The 23,493-nt window shown below is 57.4% G+C and carries 22 protein-coding genes; 15 read left to right on the top strand and 7 right to left on the bottom strand.

What is annotated here, in order from left to right; translation table 11 throughout:
• Positions 1–143: 143 nt before the first annotated feature.
• Positions 144–434 (top strand): PA4642 family protein, encoded by a 291-nt coding sequence (locus tag AAC076_RS06575; RefSeq protein ID WP_339843787.1) that lies wholly within the window; start codon positions 144–146, stop codon positions 432–434.
• Here AAC076_RS06575 and AAC076_RS06570 read toward each other — a convergent pair.
• A complete protein-coding gene (locus tag AAC076_RS06570) occupies positions 431–652 on the bottom strand; it encodes a hypothetical protein (RefSeq protein ID WP_339843786.1) in 222 nt (73 codons plus the stop codon). The two genes, AAC076_RS06575 and AAC076_RS06570, sit on opposite strands and share 4 nt — an antisense overlap.
• Before the next feature lie 167 nt (positions 653–819).
• On the opposite strand from AAC076_RS06570, the gene AAC076_RS06565 reads away from it, so the two are divergent.
• Together AAC076_RS06565 and AAC076_RS06560 are read left to right on the top strand one after the other, a co-directional pair.
• The gene (locus AAC076_RS06565; RefSeq protein ID WP_339843785.1) at positions 820–1,404 is read left to right on the top strand and encodes a YajG family lipoprotein; all 585 of its coding nucleotides are present in this window, start codon (positions 820–822) and stop codon (positions 1,402–1,404) included.
• Between the two features lie 222 nt (positions 1,405–1,626).
• Positions 1,627–2,238 carry an alternative oxidase gene (locus AAC076_RS06560; RefSeq protein WP_339843783.1) on the top strand — a complete coding sequence of 204 codons (612 nt, stop codon included), beginning with the start codon at positions 1,627–1,629 and terminating at the stop codon, positions 2,236–2,238.
• Positions 2,239–2,315: 77 nt separating this feature from the next.
• On the opposite strand, the gene gatB is transcribed toward AAC076_RS06560, so the two are convergent.
• The 3 genes from gatB to gatC form a co-directional block, all read right to left on the bottom strand.
• Positions 2,316–3,761, bottom strand: a complete 1,446-nt coding sequence (gene gatB / locus AAC076_RS06555) for an Asp-tRNA(Asn)/Glu-tRNA(Gln) amidotransferase subunit GatB (RefSeq protein ID WP_339843782.1) — start codon at positions 3,759–3,761, stop codon at positions 2,316–2,318.
• Between the two features lie 18 nt (positions 3,762–3,779).
• Entirely contained in the window at positions 3,780–5,231 is a 1,452-nt protein-coding gene (gatA, locus tag AAC076_RS06550; protein WP_339843781.1) for an Asp-tRNA(Asn)/Glu-tRNA(Gln) amidotransferase subunit GatA, read from the bottom strand.
• Between the two features lie 93 nt (positions 5,232–5,324).
• On the bottom strand, positions 5,325–5,612 hold the full coding sequence (gene gatC, locus AAC076_RS06545) for an Asp-tRNA(Asn)/Glu-tRNA(Gln) amidotransferase subunit GatC (RefSeq protein WP_339843779.1): 288 nt from the start codon (positions 5,610–5,612) through the stop codon (positions 5,325–5,327).
• 320 nt (positions 5,613–5,932) lie between these two features.
• Here gatC and mreB point away from each other — a divergent pair, with 320 nt between their 5' ends.
• The 8 genes from mreB to tldD all read left to right on the top strand — a co-directional run bounded on the left by mreB (position 5,933) and on the right by tldD (position 16,813).
• The gene (mreB, locus tag AAC076_RS06540) at positions 5,933–6,970 is read left to right on the top strand and encodes a rod shape-determining protein MreB (protein WP_096344701.1); all 1,038 of its coding nucleotides are present in this window, start codon (positions 5,933–5,935) and stop codon (positions 6,968–6,970) included.
• A gap of 106 nt (positions 6,971–7,076) precedes the next feature.
• Positions 7,077–8,021 carry a rod shape-determining protein MreC gene (gene mreC / locus AAC076_RS06535; RefSeq protein WP_339843842.1) on the top strand — a complete coding sequence of 315 codons (945 nt, stop codon included), beginning with the start codon at positions 7,077–7,079 and terminating at the stop codon, positions 8,019–8,021.
• Positions 8,011–8,484 carry a rod shape-determining protein MreD gene (mreD, locus tag AAC076_RS06530; protein ID WP_339843776.1) on the top strand — a complete coding sequence of 158 codons (474 nt, stop codon included), beginning with the start codon at positions 8,011–8,013 and terminating at the stop codon, positions 8,482–8,484. The genes mreC and mreD overlap by 11 nt, the downstream gene beginning before the upstream one ends.
• Positions 8,474–9,106, top strand: coding sequence for a Maf family protein (locus AAC076_RS06525; protein ID WP_339843775.1), 633 nt, complete (start codon positions 8,474–8,476; stop codon positions 9,104–9,106). Before mreD ends, AAC076_RS06525 begins: the two co-directional genes overlap by 11 nt.
• Before the next feature lie 67 nt (positions 9,107–9,173).
• Positions 9,174–10,631, top strand: a complete 1,458-nt coding sequence (gene rng / locus AAC076_RS06520) for a ribonuclease G (protein WP_339843774.1) — start codon at positions 9,174–9,176, stop codon at positions 10,629–10,631.
• A gap of 15 nt (positions 10,632–10,646) precedes the next feature.
• On the top strand, positions 10,647–14,513 hold the full coding sequence (locus AAC076_RS06515; RefSeq protein WP_339843772.1) for a YhdP family protein: 3,867 nt from the start codon (positions 10,647–10,649) through the stop codon (positions 14,511–14,513).
• A 5-nt stretch (positions 14,514–14,518) separates the two neighbouring features.
• On the top strand, positions 14,519–15,370 hold the full coding sequence (locus tag AAC076_RS06510) for a carbon-nitrogen hydrolase family protein (protein ID WP_339843770.1): 852 nt from the start codon (positions 14,519–14,521) through the stop codon (positions 15,368–15,370).
• Positions 15,371–16,813 (top strand): metalloprotease TldD, encoded by a 1,443-nt coding sequence (gene tldD / locus AAC076_RS06505; protein ID WP_339843769.1) that lies wholly within the window; start codon positions 15,371–15,373, stop codon positions 16,811–16,813.
• Between the two features lie 78 nt (positions 16,814–16,891).
• On the opposite strand, the gene AAC076_RS06500 is transcribed toward tldD, so the two are convergent.
• The gene (locus tag AAC076_RS06500) at positions 16,892–17,326 is read right to left on the bottom strand and encodes a hypothetical protein (RefSeq protein ID WP_339843767.1); all 435 of its coding nucleotides are present in this window, start codon (positions 17,324–17,326) and stop codon (positions 16,892–16,894) included.
• Positions 17,319–18,671, bottom strand: a complete 1,353-nt coding sequence (locus AAC076_RS06495) for a GMC oxidoreductase (protein WP_339843765.1) — start codon at positions 18,669–18,671, stop codon at positions 17,319–17,321. Before AAC076_RS06495 ends, AAC076_RS06500 begins: the two co-directional genes overlap by 8 nt.
• A 283-nt stretch (positions 18,672–18,954) precedes the next feature.
• Here AAC076_RS06495 and AAC076_RS06490 point away from each other — a divergent pair, with 283 nt between their 5' ends.
• The gene (locus AAC076_RS06490; protein WP_339843764.1) at positions 18,955–19,704 is read left to right on the top strand and encodes a glycosyltransferase family 2 protein; all 750 of its coding nucleotides are present in this window, start codon (positions 18,955–18,957) and stop codon (positions 19,702–19,704) included.
• The gene (locus AAC076_RS06485; protein WP_339843763.1) at positions 19,701–21,464 is read left to right on the top strand and encodes a hypothetical protein; all 1,764 of its coding nucleotides are present in this window, start codon (positions 19,701–19,703) and stop codon (positions 21,462–21,464) included. The genes AAC076_RS06490 and AAC076_RS06485 overlap by 4 nt, the downstream gene beginning before the upstream one ends.
• Positions 21,465–21,510: 46 nt before the next feature.
• On the opposite strand, the gene AAC076_RS06480 is transcribed toward AAC076_RS06485, so the two are convergent.
• Positions 21,511–21,993, bottom strand: a complete 483-nt coding sequence (locus tag AAC076_RS06480) for an asparaginase domain-containing protein (RefSeq protein WP_339843762.1) — start codon at positions 21,991–21,993, stop codon at positions 21,511–21,513.
• A 29-nt stretch (positions 21,994–22,022) separates the two neighbouring features.
• Between AAC076_RS06480 and AAC076_RS06475 the strand changes: the two genes are divergently transcribed.
• A complete protein-coding gene (locus tag AAC076_RS06475; RefSeq protein WP_339843761.1) occupies positions 22,023–22,385 on the top strand; it encodes a GIY-YIG nuclease family protein in 363 nt (120 codons plus the stop codon).
• Positions 22,386–22,398: 13 nt separating this feature from the next.
• A complete protein-coding gene (locus AAC076_RS06470; RefSeq protein ID WP_339843760.1) occupies positions 22,399–23,334 on the top strand; it encodes a glutathione S-transferase family protein in 936 nt (311 codons plus the stop codon).
• Positions 23,335–23,493 lie beyond the last annotated feature (159 nt).

Genomic DNA, 23,493 nt, shown 5'->3' with positions numbered 1-23,493 from the left:
AGGCCGGGTCCCGCGGGTATTGGGCCAAATGACGCACTGGTGGCACGGAAGTCTTCCCGGCGAGCACGGACTCTAGTGGCGAGCGTGTCCCGTGGGTACAATGCGGCGACTGAATAAGCCTATGGCAAAAGAAGGGGTGGCAGATGCGTAAAGACAAAGAGAAAGTAATCGGCGAGCCGATGACAGATGAACAGATTGCGGCGTTCCTGACCGCACGCCCCTATGCAGGCGAGTCGGTCGAGCAGCATATGTTGACCCGCGCCTACCGTGGCTTGCGTGCCCATGATTTTGAGCGATTTATCGAGATGTTCAAGCAGCAGGGCTTCGATCTGAATGCCGCGGATGCGCAAGGCAATAGTTTCCTGCAGACCATCCGTGAGCATGCCCAGGGCGAAGACTATGTTGTAGCGCTGGAGCGTGCTGGAGCACGTTAGATGTATATGCCTGTTGCTGTCACGGGGGTCCGAGCATGGTATCGGGCAGAGGCAGGCAGGGTTTTGCCAATCCAGAACGGATTGAGCTCGACTACCTCTACCCATCGGCCTGTATCAGGCGGGTTACATGCGGCCCAGAGGGTTTCGCAGCGATTCATTTCATCCAGCCGGGCGTAAAACCGGGGTTGTTTGCGCTCTAACCATCGTGCAATGAACATCTTCGGCTCCTCAGTGGTCTTATTCGAGTCTGTCCTTTTTCCATTGCATTGTGATGACAGGCGCCAGCGCTGCTCACTCGGCGTGAACCGCGATATGCTAGGCGCTGTGGGGTCAGGTGTGACGCCGCTACTTTGTTGTTCCACTGGTTTCTTGCAGGAGTGTCAAAATGATTAATCGTCTGTCCATGCTGTTGGTAGCGGGCCTTGCCCTGGTGCTTGTGGGCTGCGCCCATAGTCCGCAGCAGCTCAGCGTGCAACCAGAATTGCTGGTGCCGCTGAATCCGGTTGCTCGCCAGCAGCCGGTGATCGTCACTGTTCGCGATACCCGCCCATCCAAGATCCTGGGGACGCGCGGCGGTATCTATCCCGATTCCAGCAGCATTACCGTGAGTGAGCAGACGTTACCCAAGGTGCGACAGCAGGTAGAGCAGGGTTTGCGTCAGTTGGGTTTCAACGTGGTGCCTGAGGGCACTCCCAATGCGAACAATCTGACAGTCAGTCTGGCTGAGTTGAAGTATCAGTCGCCCACTGCCACCACCTATGTGACCGAAGCCAACATTGCGGCAACCTTTGTTGCCGAGGCGCAGGCTGCCAATACCCGTTATCAGGGACGCTACGGCGCCTCTGCACAGCATCGGTTCGGCTATGCACCCAACCAGGCGACCAACACTCGGTTGGTATCAGAAGTGATGAGTGATGCATTGACGCGCGTTTTCAAGGATTCGGAAATAGTCCGAGTATTGCAGCGCTAAATCCAGGCGAGGCTGGGCCTTGGGTCCAGCCTGGTCAAGTTGCAGGCCAGTGCTTGACCACCGCCGAGCGTGGTTCATGAAGCATGTTCGGACGTGTCCCATGGGCGCTGACCGAGGATGATAAGCAGGAAGTGCTGGTGTTTCCCGCCAAGGTGCAACGATCAGCCGGAGCCCCTTGGTTTTCCTGGAAGGAGATAATGAGGTCCGATGAAGAGGTGATGAATGGATGAACAACAGAAGTTGCTGCAACACCATGAACCTGATTGCTTATCTGACCGAATCGCCCTGGGTACAGTGAAATTGATGCGCTTCTTTGCCGATGCCTTCTTCTCGAATCGGTATGGCAATCGTGCTGTGGTGCTGGAAACGGTTGCCGCAGTGCCCGGAATGGTCGGTGGAGCAATTCAGCATCTGAACTCGCTGCGCCGGATGAAAGATGACGATGGCTGGATTCAGCAGTTGCTCAATGAGGCAGAGAACGAACGCATGCACCTGCTGACGTTCGTCCAGATCGCCCAGCCATCACGGTTGGAGCGGGCACTGGTGATTACCGCCCAGGGCGTGTTCTATAACCTTTTTTTCATACTCTATCTTTGCTCTTCACGCACTGCGCACCGGATTGTCGGATACCTCGAGGAGGAGGCTGTTTACAGCTATACGCAGTATCTGGAGGGCGTGGATAACGGTACCTACGAAAACATACCCGCGCCGCAACTGGCTATCGACTATTGGGATCTGCCAGCCGATGCGCGGTTGCGCGAGGTGATAGTGGCGGTCCGCGCAGATGAGGCTGGGCACCGCGATGTGAATCACGGTTTCGCCGACGCGCTGTAAGCACAAATGGACTGAGCTGTTACCGGCAGGCGCGGGCTCCGGGCATTGCGCCCGAAGTCCGGCTACCCGCCGGTATCTCAGCCTTCGAGCTTCTTGCGCAGAAGCTCGTTGACCTGTTGCGGATTGGCCTTGCCCTTCGATGCCTTCATCGCCTGGCCGACAAAGAAACCGAACATCTTGCCGCGCTTGTTCTCGTCGCTGGCGCGATACTGTTCTACCTGTTCAGCGTTCGCAGTCAGAACCTCGTCGAGCATCGCATCGATCGCGCCGCTGTCGGTCACTTGCTTTAGGCCGCGCTTCTCGATTATCTGGTCAGCATCGCCTTCACCTGCCGACATGGCTTCAAATACTGTTTTGGCGATCTTGCCGGAGATGGTGTTGTCCTTGATCCGCGAGATCATTCCACCCAGATGGGCAGCAGAAACAGGTGATTGGCTTATATCCAGATCCTCGCGATTGAGCAGGCTCGAGAGCTCGCCCATGACCCAGTTGGCGGCCAGTTTGGCATCGCCACAGGTCTGTTGAACCAGCTCGAAGTAATCGGCCAGTTCCCGCTGGGCCGATAGCACGCTGGCATCGTAGCTGGACAGACCAAACTGGCTTTCAAAGCGCTCGCGTTTCTGCTGAGGCAGTTCCGGCAGTTCGCTGCGGATTTCCTCGAGGAAAGCCGGCTCGATAATCACTGGCAATAGATCGGGATCGGGGAAGTAGCGGTAATCGTTGGCTTCTTCCTTGCTGCGCATCGAACGCGTTTCATCCTTGCTCGGGTCGTACAGGCGAGTTTCCTGGGTCACTGTGCCGCCGTCCTCAATCAGTTCGATCTGGCGCTGGACCTCAGTGTTGATCGCCTTCTCGATAAAGCGGAAGGAGTTGACGTTCTTGATTTCGCAACGCGTACCGAAGGCTTCCTGACCCTTGGGGCGTACTGAAACGTTGCAGTCGCAACGCAGTGAGCCTTCAGCCATGTTGCCGTCACAGATGCCCAGATAACGCACCAGCGAGTGAATGGTTTTGGCGTAGGCTACGGCCTCTCTGGCGCTGCGCATGTCCGGCTCTGACACGATTTCCAGCAGGGGAGTCCCTGCGCGGTTAAGGTCGATACCGCTCATGCCCTGGAAATCTTCGTGCAAGCTCTTGCCAGCATCTTCTTCCAGGTGCGCACGGGTGACTCCCACGCGCTTGATGGTGCCGTCGTCCATTATTATGTCTACAAACCCCTTGCCCACGATAGGCAGATCCATCTGGCTGATCTGGTAACCCTTGGGCAGGTCGGGATAGAAGTAGTTCTTGCGGGCAAATACGTTGGTCGGTGCAATCTCGGCATTGATCGCCAGGCCGAACTTGACCGCATTGCGCACGGCCTGAGCATTGAGCACCGGCAGAGTGCCCGGCATGCCCAGGTCGATCAGGCTGGCCTGGGTGTTGGGTTCCGCGCCAAAGGTCGTGGCGCTGCCGGAGAAGATCTTGGAGGCGGTGGTGAGCTGGGCATGGATTTCCAGGCCGATAACAATTTCCCATTGCATAGTCTGTATTCGATCCTCTCAGTAGCCGGCCGGAGCGCGGCTGTGCCAGTCAGTCACCTGCTGGTACTGGTGTGCGATATTCAGCAGGCGCGCCTCGCTGAAATAGGGGCCCAGCAGCTGCATGCCCAGAGGCAGCCCGTTGGCAAAGCCCGCAGGTAATGCAACGCCTGGCACGCCGGCCAGGTTGGCGGTAATGGTGTAGATGTCGGTCAGATACAGACTGACCGGATCGTCGATCTTCTCGCCGATCCTGAACGGGGGTGTTGGGGAGGTTGGGCAGAGAATGACGTCCACCTGCTCGTAGGCCGCCATGAAATCATTCTTGATCAGGCGGCGAATCTTCTGCGCTTGCAGGTAGTAGGCATCGTAATAGCCCGCTGACAACGCATATGCGCCGACCATGATGCGGCGTTTTACCTCGGCTCCGAAGCCTTCACCCCGCGAGCGCTTGTACAGGTCGGTCAGGTCCGCAGGATCGTCGCAGCGGTAGCCAAAGCGAACGCCATCGAAACGCGACAGGTTAGAGGAGGCTTCAGCCGGGGCAATAACGTAATAGGCTGGAATGGCCAGCTCGGCATTGGGTAGGCTGATCTCTTTTACCTCGGCCCCCAGGGACTGGAACTGTTTGACCGCGGCGTGGATTGCATCCGCGGTGGCAGCATCCAGTCCAGCGCTGAAATATTCCTTGGGCAAGCCTATGCGCAGACCTTTAAGTGAGTCGTTCAGGCCCTTGCTGTAGTCGGCTACGGGTTCGTCCACGCTGGTCGAGTCTTTCTTATCGAAACCGGCCATGACCTGCATCATCAGCGCACAGTCCTCGGCGGTGCGCGCCATCGGTCCGGCCTGATCGAGGCTGGAGGCGTAGGCAATCATGCCCCAGCGCGATACGCGACCATAGGTCGGCTTGAGACCGGTCAGGGCGGTGAAGCCCGCAGGCTGGCGAATCGAGCCCCCTGTGTCCGTGCCTGTCGCAGCGGCGCACAGGCGTGCGGCTACCGCCGCAGCAGAGCCACCCGAGGAGCCGCCGGGGACGTGTTCGGGGTTCCAGGGGTTGCGCGTCGGGCCATAAAAACTCGATTCGGTGGAGGAGCCCATCGCGAACTCGTCCATGTTGGTCTTGCCCAGGGTCACTGTGCCGGCATCGATAAATCGCGAGGTGACTGTTGATTCATAGGGCGCGATAAAGTTGTCGAGCATCTTCGAGCCGCAACTGGTGCGCAGGCCGGTCGTACAGAACAGATCCTTGTGCGCCAGCGGTATGCCGGTCAATGGCGTAGCGGTACCTCCAGAGATACGTGCGTCGGCAGCTTTCGCCTGGGCCAGTGCCAGCTCCGGTGAAACCGTTATAAAGCTGTTAAGTAGCGGGTCGAGCTGCTCGATACGTTTGAGGTAGTGTTCGGTCAGTTCAACGCTGGACAGCGTCTTGCTGTGCAAGGCCTGCGAAAGCTGGGCCAGGGTGTTCTCATGCATGGGATAGTCTCATAGCTGGGCGCAGTCTGTTGCGCATGGGCATAGGGTCACTGACAATGCCGCTGACTCTGGATCGATAAAGCTGATCAGGCGTCACTCGATAACCCTTGGCACGAGATAGAGGCCGTCTTCGGTAGCCGGCGCGATGGTCTGAAGCGCATCGCGTTGGTTGGTCTCGGTAACCGCATCGGGACGCAGGCGCTGAATGGTCTCCAGCGGGTGTGCCAATGGAGTGACACCCTGGGTGTCGACCGCCTGCATCCGGTCAATCAGATCGAGGATGCCGGAGAGCTTGGCCGTGGTGGCGGGGATGTCGTCTTCGTTGAGGGCAATCCGGGCCAAGTGAGCAATGTCTTCCACTGCCTTGCGGTCTAATGCCATAGTGCTGTTCTCCGTGAAACAGGGCTGAGCGGAGTGAATTTACCTGATGTGCTCAACGTAAGGTGATTTTGTCGCGTTAAACCGGACAAAGGGGCGAATTTACCACAGTCTCGCCTTGCCCAAAAACCCCGCCGTTGTTAGAGTTGCGACACTTCTGGAAGTACCGATCAGTTACCTGCGAGCGCATTCACTATCGCCGCCCTGCCAGTTCGGCCGCTCGCCGCCCCGGATCTAACCCGTGGCTGGTTAGGCCCTGAAGCAGGTAGCTTATCAGTGTTTCTTTTACATTTAACCCACGCGTCCTAGGGTGTACTCAACGCATGTTCAAAAAAATTCGTGGCATGTTTTCCAGTGATCTGTCCATCGACCTGGGCACTGCCAACACGCTTATCTATGTCCGTGACCGCGGCATTGTACTCAATGAACCCTCCGTAGTGGCTATTCGTACCCACGGTAACCAGAAGAGCGTCGTGGCCGTCGGTACCGACGCCAAGCGCATGCTGGGCCGCACGCCAGGGAATATCCAGGCCATTCGCCCCATGAAGGATGGGGTCATCGCTGACTTCAGTGTCTGTGAAAAGATGCTGCAGTACTTCATCAACAAGGTTCACGAAAACAGCTTTATTCAGCCCAGTCCGCGGGTTTTGATCTGCGTACCCTGCAAATCCACCCAGGTCGAGCGCCGTGCCATTCGCGAATCGGCACTCGGAGCGGGTGCGCGTGAGGTATTTTTGATCGAGGAGCCGATGGCCGCTGCTATCGGTGCCGGCTTGCCGGTTGAAGAAGCTCGTGGCTCCATGGTCGTGGATATTGGTGGTGGTACGACTGAAATAGCATTGATCTCCCTCAATGGCGTGGTCTATGCCGAATCAGTCAGGGTTGGTGGTGATCGCTTTGATGAGGCGATCGTGACCTACGTGCGACGTAACTACGGCAGCCTGATCGGCGAGTCGACCGCTGAACGCATCAAACAGGAAATTGGTGTCGCTTTCCCTGGTGGTGAAGTGCTCGAAGTTGATGTGCGCGGTCGTAATCTTGCCGAAGGCGTCCCGCGCGCCTTTACTCTGAACTCCAATGAGGTTCTGGAGGCGCTTCAGGAATCCTTGGCAACTATCGTTCAGGCCGTCAAGAGTGCCCTGGAGCAGTCACCGCCAGAGCTGGCTTCCGACATCGCTGAGCGAGGCCTGATTCTCACTGGCGGTGGTGCCTTGTTGCGTGATCTGGACAAGCTCTTGACCCAGGAAACCGGGTTGCCGGTGATTGTGGCTGAAGAGCCCTTGACCTGCGTCGCCCGGGGCGGCGGCAAGGCGCTTGAAATGATGGATCAGCACACCATGGATCTGCTCTCTACCGAGTAATCCGACGCCGGGCAGCGCACGTGCAGGTAGCGCCTTTACCTGCACGGTCTGCTGTTGATCGGCCAAGGCTTGCAGCTGCGAGGAGCTCGCCATCAAACCGCTGTTTATCAAAGGTCCTTCGCTGGGCGTCAGGGTTCTGGTTCTGTCAGTGCTATCGATTGCGCTGATGGTGGTCGACGCCCGCGTGGCTGCCCTGCAACCCTTGCGCTCGAATCTGAGCCTGCTACTGACACCTGTCTATTACATGGCCGATCTACCCGTGCGCGCGTGGGACACTGGCTATCAGTTGGTAGCCAGTCGCCTGGATCTGCTTGCCGAGAATGAGCGTCTGCGCGCCGAGGCCCTGCTGACCAAGCGCAAGCTGCAGAAACTGGCGACCCTGACTGAGCAGAACGTACGCCTGCGGGAGTTGCTCAACTCCTCATCACTGGTTGACGAGAGAGTACTGGTATCCGAGCTGGTAGGTGTGGACCCCAATCCCTTCACCCAGCGCATATTGATCAACAAGGGTGATAGCGACGGTGTGTTCCTTGGTCAGCCGGTACTCGATGCAACCGGTCTGATGGGTCAGGTGGTGGAGGTCATGCCTTACACCGCTAGAGTTCTGCTGATTACCGATGCCACCCATAGTCTGCCGGTTCAGGTGAATCGCAATGGGCTGCGCGCGATTGCCAGCGGAACGGGTAATAACGAGTGGCTCGAACTTCGCTTTATCAGTGATACGGCGGATATTCGGGTCGGTGATATCGTGGTCAGCTCGGGCCTGGGTCAGCGTTTCCCTGCAGGTTATCCAGTGGGCAGGGTCGTCTCTGTCAGTCAGGACCCCGCTCAGCCCTTCGCTGATGTGCGCGTAGCTCCAACCGCGCAGCTCAATCGCAGTCGATACATGTTGCTGGTTTTCAGTGCCGAGTCCGGCTATGGGGAGGTTGTCCCTGCGCTCGAGCTGGACCAACCCGAAGCTGAAGCCACTGCGCCTGATGAAAACGCAGCCGGGGATGCTGAAGCGGGTGTGGCCCCACCAACCGCGGAGGAGGGTGCCAGTGCGCAATAGTCTCATCATTGGCCTCACCTTTGTCGTCGCACTTCTGCTCAGTGTGATGCCCATGCCCACCGTGCTGGAGCTTGGCCGTCCAATGTGGCTGGCAATGGTTCTTGCCTACTGGGTTATGGCTCTGCCCCATCGAGTAGGTTTGTTGACTGCCTGGATCATGGGTCTGGCGACTGATGTGCTCTATGGTCAGCTGTTCGGTCAGCATGCGCTGGTCATGACCGTGGTCGCCTGGATGATGCTGTTGTTACATCAACGCATTCGTCGATTCCCGCTCTGGCAACAGAGTCTGGTAATGCTGCCTGTGCTGGGTATAGCCCAGATGTTGCTGCTTTGGCTTAACAGCCTGACCGGTAATCGCCCGCCCACGTTGCTCTTTCTGTTACCGGCCTTTGTCAGCGCCATTCTTTGGCCCTGGGTGTATTCGGTACTACGCGGCGTAAGGAAGCGGTTTCATGTACTCTGAACAAGGCGATGAGACACTTTATCTGGCGTCGGCTTCCCCGCGTCGTAGTGAATTGTTGACCCAGATCGGAGTAAGGCACCAGCAGTTCGCCTGCAGTATTGACGAAAGCGTGCAAGCAGGAGAGGGCGCCGTGGAGTATGTGGAGCGCGTCACCCGGGCCAAGGCTCTGGCCGGGCAGCGGCATGCCCCCGATGGTGCAGTAGTGCTGTCTGCCGATACGGCGGTGGTTATCGATGACCGAATTCTCGGTAAGCCGGTTGACGCCGAAGATGCCGCGGCGATGCTTCGCGCCCTTTCGGGGCGAACGCACCGGGTCATGACGGCGATTGCCGTTGCCAGCGGTGAACGAATAGAGGTAGTTCGGGTGGACGCTGATGTCAGTTTCCGGCCGATCATGGAACACGAGATTAAAGACTATTGGTCGACTGGTGAGCCCGCAGACAAGGCTGGCGGTTATGCCATTCAGGGTCTGGGCGCGATTTTTGTCGCGATGATTCAGGGGAGTTACAGCGCAGTAGTTGGGCTGCCTTTGGCGGAAACCGAGAGGCTGTTATCAAGTTTCGGTGTAGGTTGCTGGCAGGAGCACCGGGCGAACTCCTTACCCGGAACAACACAAGCATAGAATCCAGGTCGTCAGAGTATCGCGATCGACGCCGCTTCCTGGTGATCTGGTGTGGAGAGCAGAGCCTGTGAGCGAAGAAATTCTGATTAACATCACGCCAATGGAGACCCGGGTTGCCCTGGTGGAAAACGGCGTGCTGCAGGAAGTACACCTCGAGCGTACCTTGCGCAGGGGGATAGTCGGCAATATCTACAAGGGTAAGGTGGTTCGGGTTTTACCTGGAATGCAGGCAGCCTTTGTGGATATCGGCCTGGAGCGGGCCGCTTTCATCCACGCCTCCGAAGTGTCCGAGCGTGAGGGGCAGGCGGTCGAGGCGATCAATGTGCTGCTGCATGAGGGACAAGGGCTGGTTGTACAGGTAACCAAGGATCCGATCGGGACCAAGGGCGCGCGACTCACCACTCACTTGTCCATACCCTCGCGGTTTCTGGTGTACATGCCACGCACGCCCCACGTCGGTATTTCTCTCAAGATAGAAGATGAGGCCGAGCGCGAAAGGCTCAAGCAGATAGTCGCGAACTGTGTCGAAACCGAAGGCGTGGACGAGGCGGGCGGTTTCATTTTGCGAACCGCGGCCGAGGCAGCCCGAGAAGAAGAAATCCTCGCTGACATCCGCTATGTGCGCCGACTCTGGTCGCAAATATCCCAGCAGACCCAATCAGCTTCTGCCCCCTCCGTGATTTATGAGGATCTGCCCCTGGCCCTGCGAACCCTGCGTGACCTGGTCAGCCCGCGTACAGAGAAGATACGCGTGGATTCCCGCGAGACTTTTCAGAAGGTCGAAATGTTCGTGCAGGAACTGATGCCTGCAGTACGAATGCTGCTGGAGCATTATCCCGGCGAGAGGCCCATATTTGATCTTTACGGTATCGAAGATGAAATACAGAAGGCTCTGGAGCGGCGTGTCATGCTCAAGTCCGGCGGACATCTGGTGATCGACCAGACCGAAGCCATGGCCACTATCGACGTTAATACCGGGGCCTTCGTCGGACATCGCAATCTCGAGGAAACCATCTTCAAGACCAACCTGGAATCTGCAATGGCAATTGCCAGGCAACTGCGCCTGCGCAATCTGGGGGGGATCATCATTATCGACTTCATCGACATGGTGGATGAAGAGCACCAGCGCCAGGTGTTGCGCACGCTGGAGAAGCAGCTTGAACGTGATCACGCCAAAACCAACATCATCGGCATCACCGAGCTCGGACTGGTGCAGATGACCCGCAAGCGCACCCGGGAAAGCCTCGAACAGATACTTTGCGAGCCTTGTCCCTGCTGCACCGGACGAGGCATCCAGAAAACGCCTGAAAGCGTCTGCTACGAGATCTTCCGCGAGATCCTCCGGGAGGCTCGTGCCTACCAGGCTGGCGCCTATACGGTGCTTGCTTCGCAATCGGTGATCGATCGCCTGTTGGATGAGGAGTCGGGCAACGTGGCTGATCTGGAAATTTTTATTGAGCGGCCTATCCGCTTTCAGGTGGAAACGGTCTACACCCAGGAACAGTACGACGTGGTATTGATGTGATGCCGGGCTGACCCGATGCAAATTCAACGCTGGTTGATCCGTGCCCTCGATGGGTTAATTGTCTTGCTGGTGATCTGGTTGCTGGCGGCTGCGGCCTACGTCAGTCTTGGCCGTCAGTTCGTACCGGCTATTGCCGACTATCGCGTTGAGTTGTTGGCATCGGCGCAGGAGATCACTGGTAGAGCCATCTCGCTGGAAAGTTTACGCGGAGAAATGCAGGGCTCACAGCCTGTGCTGAAAATGCAGGGCTTGCGTGTGCACGAACAGCAGGACCCGGCCAGTCCGACTCTGCTGGCGCTGAATAACGTAACGGCTCGCGTGGATATTTGGGCAAGTCTCTGGGAGCGCAGACTGGTCATGGATGCGCTGCAGATCGAAGGGCTCGAGCTTGAGCTGGTTGAAAGCGCAGACGGACGCTGGCGCCTGCATGGCTTGGGTGAGCGGCTTGCCGGCAATTATGACCTGGATACGGCGTTGGCCATGTTGTTCGAGCAGCGCCGTATTACCTTGCTCGATACCCGTGTTCTCGTCAGCCCCCATGAACGACCACAATGGGTCTTCCAGGAGGGAGAAGTAACACTCCTGAACGGCCCCGGCTGGCACCGGCTGGACGGTAGAGTTCGTTTACCAGAAGGGCAACAAGTGCGCTGGCAGGTCAGTGCATTGCAGGACGGAAACCGCTGGCAGGATATGTCAGTGGGATTTTTTCTTGATTTGCCGCCCATTGACTGGGTCGAGCAGTTACCCCCGGCCTGGCTTGAGCGGGCTCGACTTGATCAGATGGTTGCTGGCGGTCGTTTCTGGGGTGGATGGCAGAACCAGAAATTGAAGTATCTGCGCGGTCAGTTGGCGATGCCCCTCCTGCGCCTGGATCAATCGCAGAATGTGCCTGAGCTGACTGCACTGCAGAGCGCATTCTGGTTTGAGCAGGGTGAGCGTCAGCAGCTGCGTGTGCAGGGGCTGAAGTTTGATCTTGGTGATCGGCACTGGGAGCGCAGTCGCTTATCTATATGGCGTAATACGATTACCCGCCATTGGCAAGTGCAGGTCGATACCTTGCCGCTGGATGTACTGACCCAGTTAGTACCCGCCGGTGTGTTGTCCGAACGGGCCTCCAGCGCACTGGAGACCTTGCAACCTACCGGAACCTTGTCCGCTGTATCCCTGCAGGGCGAAGGGCTGCCCGTGGACTGGCGTAGCATGAGTCTGAGCGCGATGCTCACTGATGTGGGTGTCGGTGCATGGCAAGGCGCACCTTCATTTCAGGGTATCAGTGGGAGCCTCTCAGGCAGCCCTTTTAAGGGTGAGTTGAGAGTAGTCAGCGATGACTGGGCCATGCATCTGCCCAGGCTGTTTCCCCAGTCTTGGTCATACCAGCAGCTTGTCGGCCAGATGGACTGGCAGTGGTCCGAGAGCGAGGGGCTGCGTCTGATGGCGCCTGGAATGCGCGCCCAGGGTGATGATGGCATTGCTTCTGTCGCCCTGCAGCTTCAACTGCCTCCGAGCGACCAGACCCCGACAATGGCGTTAAGGGTCTCGCTGACCAACGCTCAGGCGACATCCAGCAAGCATTACATACCAACCCTCTCTCCTGCGTTCAATCCCAAACTGGCTGAGTGGTTGAATCAGGCACAGATTGAAGGGAGCGTCCCGCTGGCCGTTTTCGAATACCAGGGTTCCTTGCGACGCAATGCTGAACCCGGCGAGCGATCCCTGTCCCTGTATGCCCAGCTGGATTCTGGCAGTCTGGCTTTTCAACCCGGCTGGCCCCGAATTGAGCAGGTTGACGCCATTCTAAGGCTCGATAATCAACAGGTGCATATCGAGAATGCGTCAGCACGGTTCTGGGAGACGGCTCTGACCAATGTTCGTGTCGACACGCAACGTGAGCAACCTGCCGATGGACTCCAATTGCACATCGGGAGCGACTTTGCCGGGCCGCTCGCGGATGCTCTGCGTCTCATGCAGGACACCCCCCTTGCCTCCGCAATCGGTGATCAGCTGGGGGGCTGGAAGGGAAATGGTCAGGTTCAAGGGCAATTCGAGCTTGGACTTGCACTGCAGGAGTCGCGAGCGCCCTTGGTAGATGCCAGGTGGAGCCTGGACGCCGAGAGCCTGTCAATTCCGCTACTGCAGGCCTCGCTGGGCGATATCGACGGGGAGTTTACCTTCTCATCCGCGGCCGGCCTGGAGGCTAGCGGGCTGCAGGGAACCTTTCTGGGCCGCAGAGTTGTCGGTGAGATAAGCAGTCAGGGGGGGAGGCAGGAAGCGAGATTCAGCGGACAGCACAGTATCGAGCAGCTTAAATCATGGCCGCTGCTCGCACAGTTGCCAACAGATATGGTGACTGGTGAGTTGTCCTGGAAGGCCCGCGCCGCCTTGCAAGCAGGAGCTGCCTGGCTGCAATTGGACAGTGATCTTCAGGGTGTTGAGATGGATCTTCCTGGCGCGCTGGCCAAGAAGGCAAACCGATCCTGGCAAAGCCGTCTGACCCTGGCTCGGAATGATGAAAAAAATAACTGGCGATTCAATCTTGGGCCGGATATCCGTGGTGTGGTTCAGACCGGTGCAGGATTCTTGCGTGGTGATCTACTTTACCGAAATGGTGAACCGATATTGGGACCGGAGCCAGGACTCAGCATCGGGGCGCGTTTCGAACAGTTTGATCTGATTGAGTGGCGGCGTTGGGTGGAAAGCCAGCGCGCCTTGTCATCCGTAGTGGGTCAGGGTGCTGTTGCCTCAGGGATGCGGCCCAGTGCAGCTATCCAAAGCATCAGCACGCTGGATCTGCGCGCAGAAGAATTCCTTGGCCTTGGACAGCGCCTGAATGATCTGGCTATCAGTGGTGTGCGCAGTGATGAAGGTTGGTTGTTCGATATAGATCAGACCCGGGTACGCGGACAGATCATTTTGCCGGATCTGCGTTCCCAGCCAGTCGCATTCAATATGCAGCGGCTATCGCTCGCCAGTAGCGAGAGCGAGCCCCGGGTGGATGCGCTGGCTAGCCCGCTGATCCCTGAGGATCCGCTGCGTGACGTTGATCCGCGGGCTTTACCGGCCATGGATGTGAACATAGATATGCTGTCGCGGGGTAGCGATCCGGTCGGGCCGGTGCGTTTTCAGATGCGCCCAACAGATCAGGGTGCGAGTATATCCGGGCTGGTGATGGATTTAAGGGGTTTGCAGTTGGCAGGTGATCTGGATTGGCATGCTGATAGCTCTTCAAGCGAGTTCAGAGGAGGCTTGCAAGCCGGTGATATCGGTGAGGTCCTGAAGGGCTGGGGGTACGCCCCGACAGTGACTAGCCGGCAGTTTTCAACCACGGCCGATCTGACTTGGTCTGGTTCCCCGGCATTCTTCGCGTTGAGCCGCAGCACCGGCAGTATTGTGCTTGATGCGCGTAACGGGACACTGCAAAGCGGCGAGGGGTCGGCAGACGCGCTGCGGGTATTCGGACTGCTCAATTTCAACGCCCTGACGCGCCGCTTGCGCCTGGATTTCAGTGATCTTTTTGGTCGTGGCACAGCCTATGACACCCTGACCGCTGATCTGGCCCTGACCGACGGTGTGATGCGCACTCGAAGCCCGCTGGTGATGGATGGTCCTGGGGCCAAGATTCAGCTCGATGGTCATATCGACCTGCCGGAGCGGCGCATCGATATGGGTATGCTGGTAACCTTACCGGTAACCAACAATCTACCGCTGGCAGCAATCATTGCTGGCGCGCCTTATATTGGCGGAGCACTGTTCCTCGCTGACAAGATACTCGGCGACCGCGTAGCACGCTTCGCCTCGGTCAAATATCGCGTCAGTGGTGACTGGCAGCAGCCCACAGTCGAATTCGAAAAAGCCTTTGATAGCGAGGCAGCCCTGGAGGAGTGATTCATATGCATCAGGTAGCAGCGATACAGATGATCAGCGGCCCGGATGTTCAGGCCAACCTGAACCAGGCAGCGCCACTTATTGCACAGGCAGCGCAGGCCGGAGCCAAGCTGGTACTGCTTCCAGAATGCTTCGCAGCTTTCGGTAATCACAGTTTGCAGGAGATTGGTGCGCAGGAGTTTTCCGGTCAGCAGCCGATCACGCGTTTTCTGTCCGACCAGGCCAGACAGCACGGGATATGGCTTATTGGCGGCAGCATTCCTTTACCTCGCGCCCAGGGAGAAAAGCCCATGGCCTGCTGTCTGGTGTATGACGACCAGGGTCAGCAGGTCGCGCGCTATGACAAGTTGCACCTGTTCGACGTAGAGGTTGAGGACAGTCACCGCAGCTACCGCGAATCCCGTGATTACGGGTATGGTGACGGGATAGTCTGTGTCGATACACCCGTTGGCCGGGTTGGGTTGAGCATCTGTTACGATGTGCGTTTTCCTGAGCTCTATGTGGCTTTACGCCAGGCTGGCGCGGAGCTTATCGTCGTCCCCGCGGCTTTTACTGCGGTTACCGGCGCTGCCCATTGGGAGGTCCTGCTGCGGGCACGGGCTATCGAAACCCAGTGTTACATTCTGGCAGCCAATCAGGGTGGGCTGCACCCGGGTGGCCGTGAGACCTTTGGCCGCAGTTGCCTGGTCGATCCCTGGGGCGAGGTCATGGATTCGCTGACCACAGGGGAAGGGGTGCTCTGCAAGAGCATCGATCCTGATTATCTCAATACTATTCGTGCGCGGATGCCGGTTGCCCAGCATCGTCGCTTAGTGCCTGCGCAAGCGATTGCCGCAGCCGCCAAGGAGTCAGACTGAATGAGTAATGTACTAGCCCAAGTGGAAAATCGCCTGCTGATGCCGGCTGACCTGAGCCCCGATAATGTCGCAGCTGTGCTCGGTCAACTGGTTTCGGCCCCGGGCGTCGACGCCGCCGACCTGTATTTTCAGCATCAGATCAGCGAGTCCTGGGTGCTCGAGGATGGCATTGTCAAAGATGGCAGTTTCAACGTCGATCAGGGCGTCGGCGTGCGGGCCCAGTCGGGCGAAAAAACCGGTTTCGCGTACAGCAATGATGTGCGGCTACCTGCGTTGAGCCAAGCGGTAGGGGCAGCGCGTTCGATTGCTCGTTCCGGCCAGACCGGCAGCGTCAAGGCCTGGGATCGCGGTAACAGTACCGCTTTGTACCCCGCAGACAATCCCTTGGATGTCATGGCCCAGGCAGACAAGGTCGCTTTTTTGCAGCGCCTGGATGCCTATACGCGCAGTCTGGATTCCCGTATCACCCAGGTATCGGTGAGCATGGGTGGTGTGCATGATACCGTGTTGGTCGCTTCCAGCGACGGCACCTGGGCTGGCGACATACGCCCACTCGTGCGACTGAATGTCAGTGTCATTATCGAAAACAAGGGTCGTCGCGAGCGTGGTAGCTCGGGCGGCGGCGGGCGTACCGATTATCGCTTTTTCGAGGCAGAAGAGCGGGCGATGGGGTATGCCCGTGAAGCGGTACGCCAGGCAATAGTCAATCTGGATGCGATTCCGGCACCGGCCGGCAGCATGCCGGTGGTCATGGCGCCAGGCTGGTCCGGTGTTCTGCTGCATGAGGCTGTCGGCCACGGCCTGGAAGGCGACTTCAATCGCAAGGGCAGTTCCGCCTACAGCGGTCGAGTCGGTGAGAAGGTGGCTTCCAGCCTATGCACCATTGTCGACGATGGGACGCTGCCGGGTCGTCGTGGGTCCCTGAGCATGGATGACGAGGGCAATCAGACGAACTGCACTACTCTGATCGAGAATGGCATTCTCAAGGGCTACATGCAGGACAAGCTCAATGCGCGACTTATGGGCGTGCCAGCCACGGGTAACGGTCGGCGAGAGTCCTATGCGCATCTGCCGATGCCGCGCATGACCAATACCTACATGCTCGCCGGCGAGAGCGATCCCCAGGACATCATCAAGTCGGTGAAAAAAGGCATATATTGCGCCAACCTGGGCGGTGGTCAGGTCGACATAACCAGCGGCAAATTCGTTTTCTCTACCAGCGAAGCCTACCTGATCGAGGATGGCAAGATCACTGCTCCGGTCAAGGGAGCAACGCTGATCGGTAATGGGCCGGAAGTGATGAATCGGGTGTCTATGGTCGGTCACGACCTGGCTCTTGATAGTGGTGTGGGTACCTGTGGAAAGGATGGCCAATCCCTCCCGGTTGGCGTAGGCCAGCCGACCGTCAAGATCGATCAGATTACCGTAGGCGGGACGGGCTGATCGCGACAGCGGGTCGCCGCTAGCGAGCAAGATAGACGGGTGGCTTACTCGCTCTTTATGGCAGCAGGCCCTTCCAGCTCAAAGCACAGGGAGTTGTTCGACAACTCTCCTATCGCCCATCTGAACCGCCTCCTGACGTAACAAGTAAGACAGTGCGTAAAGCTGAAGCTCGCTTTTGGTGTAATAGAAACCACGATACTCCAGCATGGGTTCCCTGCGCATAACGTGTTCGAGTCTGCCTTGCTGATATTCCCCAGTTTCAGAAAAAATATCCGCCGCCAGCAGGCTGGTATAAAGCTCAAGTTTTACGTACTGCTCGGCATATTCGCTGAAATCGGCATCGGCCAGGTGTGCAAGCTGAAGGCCCAGCCCGACTGGTATTTGGGCGGGGGCCAGGGACTGCCTTTTCTCCTCGCTGAAGCTGCAGCCAGAAAGCGCTAATCCGGAAACGCCATACACCGCTAATGTTGTGGTCAAGCTGCTCAGGCGGGTAAGGAAAAGACGTCTATTCATCTTTGGCTCGCCACATCACGGCTGATAGGTGATCTCCCAGCCGCAACGCCAGCGCTACTATGCTGAATGTCGGATTGGCTGCTCCACCTGCGGGAAATACCGAAGATCCGGTAACGTAAAGATTATCGGTTGCGTGGACCTTGCAGTTGCCGTCGACCACAGACTCGGATTCAGATGCACCCATGCGTGTGGTGCCCATCAGGTGGCCACCGCCTTCGATCTGTAGCTCTGAGGGTAAGCTGGCTGGCCTACCCAGTCCTGACTTGAGCAACAACTCGGAAAAGACCTGCCAGGATTGGCGAGCAAGACTTTCGTAGTTGTGGCGAAAACGGACATGTCCCTTGGCTTGTCCCAGTGCGTCGGTCGCTATGCCAAGGGTTATACGGTTGTCGGGGTCCGGGGGCATTTCTGCTCTTATTGTCACGTCGGTCAGAGCGAGCTGTTGCGCTTTGCCAAGCAGCGGTTTGCTGTGGATATCGTCAAGGTTGAAGGCGACACTGAAAGACAAAAGCCCCTGCTCCAGACAATGCTCGGTCGACAGCTGAAGGGCGTGCACGACCTTTGAATTTCTGGGGAAATACGGTTGAAGCTTTTCCTTGTTCAGATAAATCCTGGCGGGTCTGTAAATGTGCGGGTGGTCCATCAGGTTGCGGCCAACAGGCGAGTCCGGGGCTATTTTGGACAACTGCAGCAATCGGGGATTGCCAAGCCCGCCGCATGCCATCACGAAATGATCGGCCTTGAGTAAAAGAGGTGAAGCGCCCGGATCCACCGAATTGCGAAGCAGCACCTCGGTTACGGCCCTCCCTTCCTTCACGAGCTTCACACAGGTTTGGTCGACTATCAGTTCGATCTGCGGGTGCTCCGCGATCCACGCTTTGTACCGCATTCCGAATCTAACGCGATTGCTCAGGTAGAAGGGCTTGTACACAAGGTACGGGCTGCTGGTAATGGCGCTCTCCCGGTAGAGGTATGCATCGGGCGAGACTTTCAGAATTTCGGCAGCTTCGGGGTAATAACGGTCAATCTCCTCGTAGGCTATGGGCCACTCCCCTAGTTCAAAGGCGCGTCTTTCCAATGCCGCACACCATCCACCCCAGATTGAAGATGTCCCACCAAAGGTTCTCTGCGAATGGAAAGCAAAGTAGTCAACTCCCAGGTCGGACTCCCCTGTCACTTCAGAGAGCCGCTGCGCGCTTGCCGAAGGATTGAGTGAGCCGCTTTCAATTACCGCAATTTTTGCTATTCCCCGGTATGCCAGACGCATCGCTGTTGAAAGGCCAGCCGGGCCGCTGCCTATGATGATGACATCGTATTTGTCACTGAGAGGTCTTTGAGTGATCACACAATTGCCCGTTTTAACGATCCGGCCAGATTAATTTCAGAGACCATTCGAAAGGCCAAATGGGTCTGGTAAGCACCCCTGTATCACTATCAAACAGCGACCTGTTTCGATATGTCGTGTAGCGGAAGTCGTTTGAAATTAAACCTTATGGGCTAATTAGCAATACTGCCTATCTATTACGCTTTTTTTCAAGGTGACTTTCGCAGGGACATGTCTAATTTCTGTAGGAAAGTAGATGGGAATCTGGCACATTTTAGAATCTGCCATCCAAGGGACCTTAGCATTGCACACAGGGAATGTACTGGCTGAAAGCCCACTGCTGTCGGTGATTGTGCCCGTGTTCAACGAGGCGCATCACATTGATGCGGTGCTGGAGCGTATATGCCGGGTCGCTGTGCATATGGAGCTGATCGTCGTGGATGATGCCTCAAGCGACGGAAGCTGGGAGCATCTGGTTGCCCTGCAAAAGCGTTTTGAAGGGGACCCGCGTTGCAAGTGGCAGTTGATAAGGCTGCCCACCAATCGAGGCAAAGGCTTCGCCGTCAGAGTCGGCGTTGCAGCAGCAGCTGGGGCCGTGGTCCTGATTCAGGACGGAGACCTGGAGTATGACCCAGCCGATTATCCAACCCTTATTTCACCAATCCTTGCCGGTAAGACACGGGTTGTCTATGGGAATCGTTTCGGGTGCGGCAGCAAAGCCTCCTACTGGTGGCACAGGTACGGCAATTATCTGCTGACTGCGACCGGCAACTGGTTGCTGGGGGGCCAGCTAAGCGATCTGCATACGGGTTATAAGGTGTTCGATGCCAAGCTTTTGAGATCTCTATCTCTGAAAGAGGATAGATTCGGCTTTGACTCCGAAATTACGGCAGCGTTGTTTAAGCGCGGTGAAGCAATATTCGAGGTGCCGGTCAGTTATTCACCTCGCAGTTATGCACAGGGGAAAAAGATCGGTGCCAGGGCGCTTGTCGATACGCTGAGGGTCTACTGCCGCTTCGGTATAAGGCGCCGCTTGCAAATGGTGTGGACATGATGCGTCCGGACCCCGGGCATATCGTCGTGCTGAAAAAGCCTGCAAGCATCGCAATTGCAGTGTTTGTCGTCTCATTTGCCCTGCAGATTCAGCACATTGCCCAGGCTGGCTGGGGCGCAGAGCTCTTGTCATCCTATCCCGTGTCTGACGCATTTTATTATATGCAGGCTGCCTGGTATCGGGCTTTTATGGAGCCGGACGGGGGCTACATGGGGAGTTTCATTCCCTTCTCTCCATATGTCCGGCTACTCACGGCGGGGTTCACTTTGCTCGGCCCTGGCAGTGCTACTCCGTTTCTGGTCAATGCGCTGTTGATGAGCGGCGCGGCGGTCTTCACTGCGCTTATAGCCTTGAGGCTGTTCGGCCCCGCAGCAGCTTGGTTGGCGGGCTGCGGTTTTGTGCTCAGTGCGTTGGTCGTGTTCTTTGCGGGTCTGACTGTGAAGACCAACGCGGAGCTGTTTTTTATCGCGGGTTCAAGCTATTTTTTCATACGTTTTCTGGATGTTGCTGGGCTCTGGCGATTTTTTTTGTCGTTATTGTTTTTAGGGCTGGCACTGATTGATCGCAATAATTACGCCGTTGCGTTGCTCCCTTACGCGGTGTTGGCCTGGCAGTATGGTTTCCCCGGTCAGGGTTGGGCAGTAAGGTTACGGGCTATGACCTTTGCAGGTCTTGCTGCCCTGGTGTTGGTCGCAAGTGTTTCGGGTTGGCAGTTGGATTCAGTCGAACAACCGTTCTTTTCTCCGGTTGGTTTGAACTTCTATGTGGGTAACAGCCCGAACTCGCGGGGCACCTATACGGTTGTATCCGGATTGAGAGATGACATTGAAGGACATTTCCTGAACAGCAGGGGGTTTGTCGAAAGCCGGGTGGGGCGGCCGCTCAGTCGCGGGGAGGTTAGTCAGTTCTGGTTCAAACGATCCTGGGACTATTACCGACAACACCCGCTGGAATATTTGGGTTTACAGGGGAGGAAAGCTCTATTGCTGGTTGCCGCTGAGTCCTATGGGTTACCAGAGCAGCTTGCCGTCGCCAAGGAGCGGCGACCATCCATGATCCTTGCTCCCGTCAGTTATTCCCTGGTCCTGGCATTGGCTCTAGCCACGCTGGTTTGCACGAGGGCCTGGCGGGAAAAACCTCAGGCTAGAGTGCTGGTATATGCTCTGCTGGGGTATACGATCAGCATATGGGTCTTTTTTATAGGGGAACGTTACCGCCTGCCTATTTTCATGCTGCTTTTGCCTTTTGCCGCGAATACGATTATCCATCTCTGGCAGGTGCGAGGGTGGTCCAGGCGGTTGCCGGTTCTGCTTGTTGTGCTCTTGGTTCTATTGGGCTCCCATGCGTCACTGCGGGTACTGGACACCGGCCCGGGCTGGGCCGAGCGGCCGCAGGAGGCAGCTGCCATTGAGCGCGAGCAATATCCTGAGCTGAAGAGGTTCCATAGGGCCCAGCGAGCAGCAATATTGCATGATGATGCTGACAGTTGGCATGAGTTGGCGAGCTATGCCCTGCGAAGAAAGTTTTTGAGTGACGCGCAGGTTTATGCTGAAAAAGCCATTTCCACGGCCCCCGATTCCGTGGCCAGCTACCGCATTCTGGCGGATGTCTACCATTTGCGGCAGGATCGGGCCTCACTGGAGACCCTTGCTGCGCAGGTGGCGATGTTTGATGCTGCTGATGTATCAGGTAAATGGGACAGTACGCGGGAGTTCATTGAGTTGATGCTAGCCACGCCTGCCAAGAATGAAGAGGGCTGAAAAAGCGCTGAACCCTTTTGAACTGCGCTATAAAGATCTTTGTGGATCAGCGCGGCTCGAAACGCCCTGCCAGACGGTTCTTTTGTACCTCGTCGGCGGCAAACACCCGTCCGCTCATGGCGATATAGACTCCGGGGTGGCAGACGTTCAGCGCACCTACGGCCAGGCCTATATTGAATAGCGCATCGGAATCGCGGAAACGGGCGGGTTGCATGGCGCCGGTCAGAACAATGGTCTTGTCCTCTATATCAGCCAGCGCAGCGGCTGTAATCGTCATGGTGTCGGTTCCGTGGGTGATCAGGATACGATCATGCGGGCAGGCGCCTACGCGCGCTCTGATCAGATCACGGTCAGCGTCATCGAGCTCGAGGCTGTCCTTTTTCATTAGCGACTCGACGGCGAAATCCACACCCACACGACCCTGCTGCATGAGCTCCGGTGCCATGGGTTCACCTATTTGATACTCGCTCAGGGCGTCGAAATAGACCTTGTCGATGGTGCCGCCGATGCTGAAAATCTGTATAAACATGTCTGACTCCTTGATCAGTACTGCTTAGTATGACCTCAGATCCATCCGCGCACAGCCCCGAAATACCCTTACTGGTAAAAGTCTGGTGGGTTTACATGGTCCGGGCGCAGAACGGCTACCTGTATACAGGCATCAGTACCGACCCCGTGCGGCGCTTTGCCCAGCATCGGCGCGGCAAGGGTGCGCGCTTTTTCAATCGCAGCCCTGCCCAGGCTCTGGTCTGGGTTGATCGCTGTGTCGATCACTCTGACGCTTTGCGTCGGGAGCTGGCGATCAAGGCGCTGAACAAGGCAGCCAAGGAGCGACTGATCAGTCAGCTCAATGGCGCGTCATCAAGCACAGCGAGTGACTGTGCAGTGCCTGGCACACCAGCTAAGCTGAGCTCACCCTGACTGGAGAATACCCATGAGTGATCTGATTCTGCACCATTATCCGCAATCGCCCTTCGCCGAAAAAGCCCGCCTGATGCTGGGCTACAAAGGCCTGGCGTGGCAGTCGGTAACGATCCCGGCGGCAATGCCAAAGCCGGATCTGACTGCTCTGACAGGCGGTTATCGGCGCACACCAGTAATGCAGGTTGGTGCCGATATCTACTGCGATACGGCCCTGATCGCCCGCTTGCTGGAAGAGACCAAGAGCACGCCTGCTCTGATTCCCGAAGGCCGCGAGGCAGCAGCTACCGCGATGGCGCAATTCGCCGATCAGGTGCTGTTCCAGCATGCAGTAGCCATCAACTTTCAGCCCCACGGTCTGGCAGCCCGTTTTGCCGGAGCTCCTGAGGCGATGGTCAAGGGCTTCATGGCGGACCGGCAGAAGCTTTTCCAGGGCGGCAGTGCCAGCCGTCTTGAGGCGCAGGTGGCGCTATCACAGTGGCCGACCCTGCTCGGTCGTCTGGAAACTCAGCTGCAGCGTGACGGCGAGTACCTGCTGGGCAGCCAGGCATGCGTTGCGGACTTTGCCTATTATCATCCCCTCTGGTTCGTCGCCAGCAACAAGGCTGTCGCGAACATGCTGGACGGTTATCCTGCAGTAGCCGAATGGATGGCGCGCATTGCCGACTTCGGTCACGGTTCGCACACTGACCTGGACGCGGCTGACGCGGTGCAGATAGCCCGAGATGCTACGCCTCGGACCTATGCCGCAAGTGATTTTGTCAGTCCTGCCGGGCTGCAGGTAGGCCAGGCGGTGCAGGTCAGCGCCGTGGATTACGGTACTGATCCGGTGGCTGGCGAGTTGGTTTATGAGGATGCCGAGGAGATGGTCATAACACGCGAAGACGATCGTGCAGGTCGTGTTCAGGTCCACTTCCCCCGCTTTGGCTTCCGCATCCAGGCTCAGTAGCATAGGGATCAACGCCTTCCCGGCTTTGTGGTGACCGGGAAGGCAGCTCCGCACCCCTAAGGGTAAAATGTACAATGCTCCGGAGCATGGATTGTCACTTGCGCGCTTGAACATTGAGCGGCCAGTGGTCAACATGTAATGCCCCGATCCGTCATCCGC

Source organism: uncultured Halopseudomonas sp., assembly GCF_963977355.1.
Lineage (GTDB): Bacteria > Pseudomonadota > Gammaproteobacteria > Pseudomonadales > Pseudomonadaceae > Halopseudomonas.
This window is presented reverse-complemented; position numbering and strand designations above follow the sequence as displayed.

Excerpts from the sequence above, each read along its gene's own strand:
- AAC076_RS06575 (WP_339843787.1), top strand. The coding sequence starts at position 144 with ATGCGTAAAGACAAAGAGAAAGTAATCGGCGAGCCGATGACAGATGAA.
- AAC076_RS06570 (WP_339843786.1), bottom strand. The coding sequence starts at position 652 with ATGTTCATTGCACGATGGTTAGAGCGCAAACAACCCCGGTTTTACGCC.
- AAC076_RS06565 (WP_339843785.1), top strand. The coding sequence starts at position 820 with ATGATTAATCGTCTGTCCATGCTGTTGGTAGCGGGCCTTGCCCTGGTG.
- AAC076_RS06560 (WP_339843783.1), top strand. The coding sequence starts at position 1,627 with ATGGATGAACAACAGAAGTTGCTGCAACACCATGAACCTGATTGCTTA.
- gatB (WP_339843782.1), bottom strand. The coding sequence starts at position 3,761 with ATGCAATGGGAAATTGTTATCGGCCTGGAAATCCATGCCCAGCTCACC.
- gatA (WP_339843781.1), bottom strand. The coding sequence starts at position 5,231 with ATGCATGAGAACACCCTGGCCCAGCTTTCGCAGGCCTTGCACAGCAAG.
- gatC (WP_339843779.1), bottom strand. The coding sequence starts at position 5,612 with ATGGCATTAGACCGCAAGGCAGTGGAAGACATTGCTCACTTGGCCCGG.
- mreB (WP_096344701.1), top strand. The coding sequence starts at position 5,933 with ATGTTCAAAAAAATTCGTGGCATGTTTTCCAGTGATCTGTCCATCGAC.
- AAC076_RS06525 (WP_339843775.1), top strand. The coding sequence starts at position 8,474 with ATGTACTCTGAACAAGGCGATGAGACACTTTATCTGGCGTCGGCTTCC.
- AAC076_RS06515 (WP_339843772.1), top strand. The coding sequence starts at position 10,647 with ATGCAAATTCAACGCTGGTTGATCCGTGCCCTCGATGGGTTAATTGTC.
- AAC076_RS06510 (WP_339843770.1), top strand. The coding sequence starts at position 14,519 with ATGCATCAGGTAGCAGCGATACAGATGATCAGCGGCCCGGATGTTCAG.
- tldD (WP_339843769.1), top strand. The coding sequence starts at position 15,371 with ATGAGTAATGTACTAGCCCAAGTGGAAAATCGCCTGCTGATGCCGGCT.
- AAC076_RS06500 (WP_339843767.1), bottom strand. The coding sequence starts at position 17,326 with ATGAATAGACGTCTTTTCCTTACCCGCCTGAGCAGCTTGACCACAACA.
- AAC076_RS06485 (WP_339843763.1), top strand. The coding sequence starts at position 19,701 with ATGATGCGTCCGGACCCCGGGCATATCGTCGTGCTGAAAAAGCCTGCA.
- AAC076_RS06480 (WP_339843762.1), bottom strand. The coding sequence starts at position 21,993 with ATGTTTATACAGATTTTCAGCATCGGCGGCACCATCGACAAGGTCTAT.
- AAC076_RS06475 (WP_339843761.1), top strand. The coding sequence starts at position 22,023 with ATGACCTCAGATCCATCCGCGCACAGCCCCGAAATACCCTTACTGGTA.
- AAC076_RS06470 (WP_339843760.1), top strand. The coding sequence starts at position 22,399 with ATGAGTGATCTGATTCTGCACCATTATCCGCAATCGCCCTTCGCCGAA.